This window comes from Rhodovulum iodosum (genome assembly GCF_041020385.1).
GTDB lineage: Bacteria > Pseudomonadota > Alphaproteobacteria > Rhodobacterales > Rhodobacteraceae > Rhodovulum > Rhodovulum iodosum.
Window position 1 is genome coordinate 41,132 of sequence record NZ_JBEHHI010000005.1, and the last position, 8,377, is coordinate 49,508.

The window sequence follows — 8,377 nt, forward strand, 5'->3', positions numbered from 1 at the left end:
CAGGCAGATGGCAAAGCCACGGGAGTGTTTCCGGTGAGCGGGGCAGGGGGCGCGCGCCCGGCCGCGATCCGCGATTTCTTCGTCTGCGACATCCTCGCGGCGATGCCCAAGCACGACATCGCCTCGATGGAACACCCGATCTTCTCGCTCTCGACCCGGCCCGACCGGCGGGTGCTGGACTATGCCCATAACGGCGTCGAGGTCACCGTCACCCCCTCGGTCAAGGGCCGGGCGACGATCTTCGACGCCGATATCCTGATCTTCTGCATCTCCCAGCTGGTGGCCGCGCTCAATGCCGGGCGGCCCACCTCGCGCCGGCTGACGCTGACCGCCCACGACCTCTTGACCGCGACCGGGCGCGAGACCTCGGGCGACGGCTACCGCCGGCTGCGCGACGCCTTCGAGCGGCTGGCGGGGACCCGGATCACCACCAACATCGTGACCGGCGATACCGAGACGACCAGCGGCTTCGGCCTGATCGAGGCCTGGGAGATCGTCCGCCGCACCCGCGCGGGGCGCATGGTCAGCGTCTCGGTGACGCTTTCGGACTGGCTCTACCAGGCGGTGCTGTCGCGGTCGGTGCTCACGCTCTCTCGAGACTATTTCAGCCTCAGAAAGCCGCTTGAGCGCCGGCTCTACGAACTGGCGCGCAAGCATTGCGGGCGCCAGCCCGAATGGCGCGTCTCGGTCGAGACCTTGTGCAAGAAATCCGGCTCGGCCAGTCCCCGGCGCGTGTTCCGCGCCATGCTGCGCGAGATCATCCGCGCCGACACCCTGCCCGATTACCGGCTGGAGGAAGAGCCGGGCGACATCATCCGCGTCACCCCCCGCGCCGCGGTGCTGGATGCGCCCGAGGCGCCGCCGCTGGCCCCCGAGACGCTGGACGAGGCCCGCGCGCTGGCCCCGGGCGCCGATATCTACGCGCTCGAGGCCGAATGGCGCGGCTACTGGGCGCGCTCGGGCCGGCCGCACCTGCGCTCGGCCGACCGGGCGTTTCTGGGCTGGCTCAGGGCGCGGGGCCGGGGCAAGGGCAGGGGCCGCGCTCAGACATAGCCCAGGGCGCGCATGTCGAGATCCACCAGCGCGTCGAGCCGCCGGTTCGAGTCCGCGAAGTGATCGCCCACCACCGCCGCGACATGGGCCTTGATGCGGGCCCGCTCGGCGCTGCCCGACCGGCGGACCGGGCCGCTTTGCCCGAGTAGCCGCAAAAGCCGCGTTCGGATGCGGAACGGCAGCGGAAAGTCGGCGTAGTCCGCGGGGCGCGGGCTGGGCGGCGGCAGATAGCGGTTCAGCACGCGTTCCAGACGCATCACCGTGTCGGGGCTGCTGGCATTGACCTTTTGCGCCGGCGCGGCCGCGGGCGGGTCGATGCCCAGGAAGCCGCAGAGCCGGGCGATATAGGCATCGGGATCGCGCTGCAGCAGTTCCATCGGCATCACCAGCAGGTTTTCCCGCGCAAACCGGGTGGCATAGGCCTCGAGCGTGAGATCGTATTCGAAATGGTCCAGCCGCACCCGCGGGCGAAAGGCCGGCCGCGGCGCCTCGGGGGGCAGGAAGGCGTCGATGCCCAGGGTGCCGCCGCGGCGGACATACTGGTAATAAAGCGACACCAGCAGCGCCTTTTGTTCGCGCGTGCCGATCATGATGCGCGCGTCGGGAAAGGTCTCGGCCAGCCGCCCCACGACGCGGTCGAGGTAATAGACCCCGTTGTTCGGGTGGCCCGACAGCGCCTCGTGCGAGATCACCGGCACCCGCGCCCCGCAATCGCCGGCGGCACGGTCGAAGGCCGCGCGCACCGCGGCGCCGGAAAACCGCTGCGGATGGGCCAGCACGAACCATTCCACGGCCTGCCCGGCCTGGCGGCCCCAGGGCAGGCAGTAGCGGTCCGCGTCGGTGAAGACCGCGGCCTGCAGGAAGCTGGTTCCGGTCTTGTGATAGCCGATATGGATGAGGGGCGCCGCCCGGCTGGCCATGTCCATTCCGTCTTTCGATTTGCGAAGGGCCGGTCCTGGCCATGCCGCAACTGTCTCCAGCGCCGTCTTATGCGATTCTCCTGGGCTTTTGCATGGTCTTGTCGCGCCGTCTTTGCGGCGCGGCGCGGTCGGGGGCGGGGTTCGCGGCGGTGCGGGAATGTGCCATAGAGGGGCCGAGATTTGACCACGCTTTACAGGCAGGATCTGCCCGGCCCCGCCCGCTCCGGATCGGGATGCCATTGCAAACACGGCCTTTATGGCCGTGCCGATGGAACGGACGGACCAGGATCGTGGCAGAGGCAGATGAGGGGCCCGGCGCATGGCCGATCGTACGCTTGAGAGGCCGCTTGTCATCCATGTGGGACTGCACAAGACAGGCACGACATGGCTGCAGGGGCAACTGTCCGGGCCAAGGTATCAACGCGATCTCGCGTTCTGCGGCGATATCGGTTTCATCTACCGGCAGTTCCTTGTGCCCGATGAGCAGGAATTCTCGCCCGACCGGACGCGGGCCGCGTTCTGCGACTGGTGGGCGCCGAAGATCGAGGGGCGCCAGGCGATACTGGTGTCCGGCGAAAACCTGGGCGGCCGGCCGTTTCATGCCAGGCACATGCGCGAGGTCACGGCCGCGCGGATCGCCAAGACCTTTCCCGAAGCCCATATTCTGATCACCCTGCGGGAACAGGCGGCGATCATCTATTCCATGTACGGCCAATACCTGCGTTTCGGCTATACGAGCAGCCTTTCGGAGTTCCTGCAGCGCCCGCCGCCCGATTCATCCTTTCAGCCGGTGCTGAACCGGGCGTTTTACGACTATGCGCGGTTGCTGAACTTGTACGAGGAGGTCTTCCCGCGCGAGCGGGTCATGGTGGCGCCATCGGAATGGTTTTTCGCCGATCCCGATGCCTTTACAGAGCGGTTGAACGCCCGATTGGGCACGTCTCTGCCGCCGCTTCGAAAGCAGGCGCGAGACAGCGTCGCCAACCCTGCCTGGTCCGACCTGGCCTACGGGGCCTTGCGCCATCTCAACCGGTTCAACAGCCAGGATTCGCGCTGGCAGCGTCCGGGCGGGCGGTTGGGTGCCAATGCGATGGCCGCGCGCATCGACCGGCTGACCCCGGCTGTCCTGAAACGCCGGATGCGTGCGGCGCGGATGGACATGATCCGCCGAGAGATCGGCGACGAATATGCGGCCTCGAACCGGGAGCTTGCGCAACGAATCGGAGTCGATCTGGGCCGGTTCGGATATGTGGTATGACCGATGCGCAAGATCGGGTCACAGCATGGGTGCAGCCGCCGCGATGGCATTCCCGAAACGGGCTGCCGGCTGCCGGCATCGTGCTGTCGAAGACGCGCGATGATACCCGCCACCGTTTCTGCAGGCCCGGCAATCGGGCCCGGATGCGCGTCAGTGTGCCCGGCGCAGAAACCGCTTTGGCGGAAACGCTTAATTTTAAGTGAGCGGCCTGTTTGGCGCGCCGCGGATCGGCTATTGTGTCGCATGCATAGCCACGCGATCCATCTTTCGTCTGTTGAGTATTTACAAGGTCCGTTTCCCGAATGTCCCTGACCAGCGATACGTCTCCGCGCCGTTTTGCCAGCCAGACCAACCTGATGGGTCCGTTCTGGCTGCTTGTCGCCGTTCTGGCCGCCGCCGTCTTTTTCCAGGAGGGGCTGAACGCCCTGTTCGAGGCCTGGCAGATGCCCGAATACAGCCACGGGCCGCTGATCCCGGTGCTGTCGGCGCTTTTGTTCCTGCGCCAGCTGAAATACGTCCCGGTTCAGCCCGGCCCGGTCTCCGACCGCTGGCCGGGCGTGGCGCTGCTGGTCTTTGCCATGGCCTTCGGCCTTCTGGGCAAGCTGGCCGAGATCGACGACGTGGTGGCCTATGCGCTGATCCTGTGGGTCGGCGCGATCCTGCTGATTTCCTTCGGCTGGAAAACCGGGCGCGCCTTCTGGCCGCCGGTGCTGCACCTGGTCTACATGCTGCCGCTGCCGGGGGTGCTGTATTACAAGCTGTCGACCTTCCTGCAGATGATCTCGTCCGAGCTCGGCGTGTGGTTTCTGTATCTCATCGGCGTTTCGGTCTATCTCGAAGGCAACATCATCGACCTCGGCGTCTACAAGCTGCATGTGGCCGAGGCCTGTTCGGGGCTGCGCTATCTGTTCCCGATCCTGTCGTTTTCCTACATCTTCGCGGTGCTCTATCGCGGGCCGATGTGGCACAAGGCGGTGCTTCTGATCTCGGCGGCGCCGATCACCGTGTTCATGAACGCGGTGCGCATCGCCATCGCCGGCTACATCGTCGACACCTGGGGGATCGAGCATGTCGAGGGGTTCAGCCACTTCTTCGAGGGCTGGGTGATCTTCATGTCCTGCGTGCTGATCCTGTTCTTCCTGGCCTGGCTGATGCTGTTCTTGCATCCCGACCGGCCCGGCCTCGCCGAGGCGCTGGATCTCGACACCCACGGGCTGGCCGCCCAGGCCGCCCGGCTGCGCCTGGTGCGCCCCTCTGCGGCGCTGATCCTGGGCGCGCTGCTGCTGAGCGCGGGCGCGCTGACCTGGCAGGTCCGCCCCGAGATCGCCACCCAGGCCGTCGCGCGCGAGCCCTTCACCCTGTTCCCGCGCCGGATGGGCGAGTGGGTGTCCTCGGCGCCCAAGACCCTCGGCCCCGGCATCGAGAAATCGCTGGCCGCCGACGATTACCACTCGGTTTCCTTCGCCCATCCCGGCCACAAGGCCCCGGTCGAGCTGTTCGTGGCCTGGTACGAGGACCAGACCAAGGGCGGCACCCATTCCCCCGAGATCTGCCTGCCCGGCTCGGGCTGGGAGATCGCCTGGCTGGAACGGGTCGACATCGCCCCCGAGGTCGGCCTCGACGCGCCCTACAACCTCAACCGGGCGGTGATCCAGAAGGGCGAGGTCCGGATGCTGGTCTATTACTGGTTCGAACAGCACGGCCGCCACGTCGCCTGGGACTTCGCCGCCAAGTTCTACCTGCTGGTCGACGGCATCACCATGGGGCGCACCGACGGTGCGCTGGTGCGGCTGATCACCCCCATCGCCGAGGACGAGACCGAGGCCGCCGCCGAAGACCGCCTGAAAGAGGTGTTTCTCGAAACCGTCGAGGTTCTGCCGCGCTTCGTGCCCGACGCCTGACGCGCCTCCTGACGCGCGCCTGATCCGGGTGCGATCATCGCCGTTCTGAAAACGATACCGGATCGGCGACAATCCGCGCCGCCGGGCTGCGCTTGCGGAAAATTCGCGCGGGCAGCCCCGAAAGCGCCTTACTTTTCCCGAAAACCTGCCATCCCGTAAGGAAACAATCCCGATGAGATACGCATCAACCGCGCAGGGGCGGCTCTGGGGAAGGCTTCACTCGGTCATCCTGGGCCATGTCCTGCGCCTAATCACGGGGCTATGCCTGATGAGCACGCTGAGCACTGCGGACGCGGCAACCACCGCGACCGGCCTGAGCAATCCGACCCTGGCCTTCAATCTCGGAACGCCGACGGATTATGGCCCCGGCATGCAGTTTCTCAACCTCATGGACCTCATGCGCCAGTGGCGCGGGCACGAGCCCGGGTCGTTCGGGGATATGAAGCAGAGCGATCTGCGCGAGGGCGGCTATCTCGACGAAAGCGGCTGGGTCACCGAGATCCCCGAGGGGATCGAGAAGGTCGGCACGCTCTGGCAATGGTCCGGCCAGCCGGAATTCGCCGAGGCCCGCAAGGGCGTCTACGTGCTGACCTACGAGGGCGAGGGGCGGCTCGAGCTCAACGGCGACGCCCGCATCCTCAGCGAGGAGCAGGGCCGGATCGTCTTCGAGAGCGAGGAAGGCCGCAGCTTCGCCCTGAACATCTTCGAGACCGACCCCGAGGGCACCGGCGACTACCTCCGCGATATCGCGATCGTCGCCGAGGAAAATCTCGACCTCTACGAGGCCGGCGCGCGATTCAACCCCGACTGGCTGGATCTCATCGAGGACGCGCGCCAGATCCGCTTCATGGACTGGGGCGACACCAACAATTCCCACGCCGTCTCCTGGGAGGATCGCAGCCGGCCCGGCGGGGCCTGGGGCGACCAGGGCGTGCCGGTGGAATACATGGTGCAACTGGCCAACGAGATCGGCACCGATCCGTGGTTTACCATGCCGCACATGGCGGACGATGACTATATCCGCCAGTTCGCCACCTATGTGCGCGACAATCTCGACCCCGAGCTGACGGTGCGCGTCGAATATTCCAACGAGGTCTGGAACTGGGCCTTCGACCAGACGAGCTGGCTGAAGCGCCAGGCGCTGGAAGAGTGGGGCACCCCCGACATCTATGCCTATCACGCGATGAAGGCGACCCAGACCGCACTGATCTGGGAAGAGGTGTTCGGCGATGCGGCCGAGGACCGGCTGGTCAACGTGCTGGGCACCCATACCGGGATTCCGAACATCACCAAGCGCCTGCTCGAGGCCCGGGTCTGGCAGGAAAACGATCCCGACGGCTTCGTCGATCCGACCACCGTTTTCGAGGAGGTGGCCGTCACCACCTATTTCGGAGCGTCGATCGTCAAGAACCAGACGCACCGGGCCGAGTTGCTGGCGGCGATCCAGGACCCGGATGTCGATGCGATGGACTATCTGGCCGAGAAGCTGATGGACCCCGATTACGGCGGCTCGATCCCGGCGCGGCAGCTGAAACTCGAGCGCCATGCCGAATTCGCCGCCGAGCGGGGGCTGAACATCGTCGCCTATGAGGGCGGCCAGCACGTGCATCACTCCTTCGCCATTCGCACGCTCACCGAAGAAGAGACCGAGTTGCTCACCGATTTCATGAGCGACTTCGTCCGCAGCGAGCAAATGGCCGATCTCTACGAGGCCTCCTGGGAGTCCTGGTCGCAGGTGAGCGACGGGCCCTACATGCAGTTCGGCGAGGTCTCCGGCCAGGACAGGTGGGGGTCGTGGGGTCTGTCCCAGTCGCTGGATGACGACAACCCGCGCTTGCAGCGGCTGAACGAGCTGAACGAGACCTCCGAGCCCTGGTGGGACGGGGCCGAGGGCGGCACCCATTACCAGCAGGGCGTGACCGTCCAGGGCAGCGACGAGGCCGAGCTGATGGTCGGCACCCTGCAGGAGGATTACCTGATCGGCGCCGGCGGCGACGACACCTTCGTGGCCGGCGCCGGCGATGACGGCATCAACGGCGGCGACGGGGTCGACACGCTCATCCTGTCGGGCCGCGCCGAAGACTACGCCCTGGCCGAAGAGAAGGGCGGCTATCGCCTCGTCGGCCCCGATGGGTCGGACCGGCTGGTCGATGTCGAGCGTCTGCGCTTCGACGACGATGTGGAATTGAGCCTCGCGGAGATGCTCGACCTCTCTCCCCCGATCCCCGGCGATACGACGGAGGAAGCGGACAGTGGCGGGGAGACCCTGCCCCCGGAGACCGAACAGACCGCCCCGGAACCCGAGGACACCGAGACGCCCGCGGACCCCGTTCCCGGCGGCGCCGACGACGCCGAGGATCAGGACAGGACCGAGGCCGATGAGACCGCTCAGCCCGGCCCGCTCACGCATGTCGCGCTGAGCGGCGATCATCTGGTCTTCGAAACCAGCGCGGTGGTCGAACTCGGGCACCCCGAAGACGCCACGCGCGGCGTGCGCTTCGAGGCGGTCAACCCGTGGAGTCCGCTCGGCGACGCGCTGTCGCTGCGCGACGGCGAGAACGATTGGGCCTATGTCGCGCATGAACGCGGCGTGAGCATCGCGTTCGACGGGGTCGATGTGCGCGGCAATTACTGGTCGATGCAGGACAACCGCGCCGGGCCCGACGGCCCGCAACTGTCGGACGATGCGTTCAAGACCGCGCTGAGCTTCGGCTCGGTGGTGACCTCGGCCGACCGCCTTGAGATCGTCGGCACGGAGCTGAACGACAGCTTCTCGGGCAGGCAGCAGGACGACACCTTCCATGGCGAGGGGGGCCGCGACGTCATGAATGGCGGCGCCGGCGACGACGCCCTGTTCGGCGGCGCCGGCAACGACCTGATGAGCGGCGGCGCCGGCGACGACACCCTGGAAGGCGGTGCCGGCAACGACACGCTTACCGGCGGCGCCGGCCAGAACCTCTTCGTCTTCGCGGCCGGCTGCGGCCGGGACACGGTGACCGATTTCAGCGCCGAAGACACGCTGGACCTGGGCGATTTCCTGGGCCCGTCCCAAAGCGTTTCCGATGCGGTCCAGGAGGTGTCGGGCGATCTGGTGCTGTCCAACGGCGAGGACCAGATCACCCTTTCCGGGCTCGGCATCAACGATATCGGCTGGATCTATCCCGCCGCATGACACCGACCCGGGCACGGCGGTTCAGCCGTTCAGCCCTTCAGCCCTTCAGCCGCGCCCGCGGGCGCGTAGCGCC

General features: G+C 66.9%; 6 protein-coding genes. 5 read left to right on the top strand and 1 reads right to left on the bottom strand.

Features of this window, described 5'->3' with window-relative positions; translation table 11 throughout:
- Positions 1-102: 102 nt before the first annotated feature.
- Positions 103-1,053: a replication initiator protein A gene (locus Ga0609869_RS18200; RefSeq protein ID WP_125403227.1), complete on the top strand. Its 951-nt coding sequence runs from the start codon at positions 103-105 to the stop codon at positions 1,051-1,053.
- On the opposite strand, the gene Ga0609869_RS18205 is transcribed toward Ga0609869_RS18200, so the two are convergent.
- Positions 1,044-1,979 carry a sulfotransferase domain-containing protein gene (locus tag Ga0609869_RS18205; protein ID WP_170168736.1) on the bottom strand — a complete coding sequence of 312 codons (936 nt, stop codon included), beginning with the start codon at positions 1,977-1,979 and terminating at the stop codon, positions 1,044-1,046. The two genes, Ga0609869_RS18200 and Ga0609869_RS18205, sit on opposite strands and share 10 nt — an antisense overlap.
- A gap of 313 nt (positions 1,980-2,292) precedes the next feature.
- Between Ga0609869_RS18205 and Ga0609869_RS18210 the strand changes: the two genes are divergently transcribed.
- The 4 genes from Ga0609869_RS18210 to Ga0609869_RS18225 all read left to right on the top strand — a co-directional run bounded on the left by Ga0609869_RS18210 (position 2,293) and on the right by Ga0609869_RS18225 (position 8,304).
- Positions 2,293-3,231 carry a sulfotransferase family protein gene (locus Ga0609869_RS18210; RefSeq protein ID WP_125403214.1) on the top strand — a complete coding sequence of 313 codons (939 nt, stop codon included), beginning with the start codon at positions 2,293-2,295 and terminating at the stop codon, positions 3,229-3,231.
- Positions 3,228-3,434 carry a hypothetical protein gene (locus Ga0609869_RS18215; protein WP_125403213.1) on the top strand — a complete coding sequence of 69 codons (207 nt, stop codon included), beginning with the start codon at positions 3,228-3,230 and terminating at the stop codon, positions 3,432-3,434. Before Ga0609869_RS18210 ends, Ga0609869_RS18215 begins: the two co-directional genes overlap by 4 nt.
- Positions 3,435-3,533: 99 nt before the next feature.
- The gene (gene xrtD / locus Ga0609869_RS18220; protein WP_125403212.1) at positions 3,534-5,132 is read left to right on the top strand and encodes a VPLPA-CTERM-specific exosortase XrtD; all 1,599 of its coding nucleotides are present in this window, start codon (positions 3,534-3,536) and stop codon (positions 5,130-5,132) included.
- Between the two features lie 268 nt (positions 5,133-5,400).
- Entirely contained in the window at positions 5,401-8,304 is a 2,904-nt protein-coding gene (locus Ga0609869_RS18225) for a calcium-binding protein (protein ID WP_125403211.1), read from the top strand.
- Positions 8,305-8,377 lie beyond the last annotated feature (73 nt).

Bases quoted from the DNA above. Each gene is read 5' to 3' on its own strand.
- Ga0609869_RS18200 (WP_125403227.1), top strand. From the start codon at position 103: ATGCCCAAGCACGACATCGCCTCGATGGAACACCCGATCTTCTCGCTC.
- Ga0609869_RS18205 (WP_170168736.1), bottom strand. From the start codon at position 1,979: ATGGACATGGCCAGCCGGGCGGCGCCCCTCATCCATATCGGCTATCAC.
- Ga0609869_RS18210 (WP_125403214.1), top strand. From the start codon at position 2,293: ATGGCCGATCGTACGCTTGAGAGGCCGCTTGTCATCCATGTGGGACTG.
- Ga0609869_RS18215 (WP_125403213.1), top strand. From the start codon at position 3,228: ATGACCGATGCGCAAGATCGGGTCACAGCATGGGTGCAGCCGCCGCGA.
- xrtD (WP_125403212.1), top strand. From the start codon at position 3,534: ATGTCCCTGACCAGCGATACGTCTCCGCGCCGTTTTGCCAGCCAGACC.
- Ga0609869_RS18225 (WP_125403211.1), top strand. From the start codon at position 5,401: ATGAGCACGCTGAGCACTGCGGACGCGGCAACCACCGCGACCGGCCTG.